We start from the raw sequence: 396 nt of genomic DNA, 5'->3' as shown, positions 1-396 counted from the left end.
GCACAGCGCGGCCAGCATGTCCGCCGCATCGGCGTCGTCGTCCACGATCAGAGCCAAACCCATGAAACCTCCAAGATGCACCCTTTCGTAGTGTGACGGTTATGCAGCGCGTGTTGGCGCCGCCGATGTAAGTGCGTGTGACGGCGCGGATTCAGGACGCACGGTCCATTGCGTTTTGTAACTGTTCCATCGTGATCGGCTTGATGAGGTAGTCGTCGAAGCCGGCCTTGCGCGCCTTGGAAATATCCTGCGGCTGTCCGTAGCCCGAGACGGCCACCATGCGCCCCGCGTAGCCCGCGGCCCGGGCGCGCAGGGCGACCTCGTATCCGTCCACTCCGGGCAGTCCGATGTCGACAATCGCCACGTCGGGCCGCTCGGCGATGATGAGTACCAGCC

At 64.1% G+C, this 396-nt stretch carries 1 protein-coding gene; it reads right to left on the bottom strand.

Features of this window, described 5'->3' with window-relative positions; genetic code table 11:
* Positions 1–151: 151 nt before the first annotated feature.
* The coding region (locus GVL52_RS32630; RefSeq protein WP_160012800.1) for a response regulator at positions 152–396 on the bottom strand (245 nt) is incomplete at its 5' end.

The sequence above is a fragment of the Rhizobium sp. 18055 genome (assembly GCF_902706285.1).
Taxonomy (GTDB): Bacteria; Pseudomonadota; Alphaproteobacteria; order Rhizobiales; family Rhizobiaceae; genus Rhizobium.
Note: the sequence above shows the minus strand (reverse complement) of the source record. Positions and strands in the feature narration are given on the sequence as shown.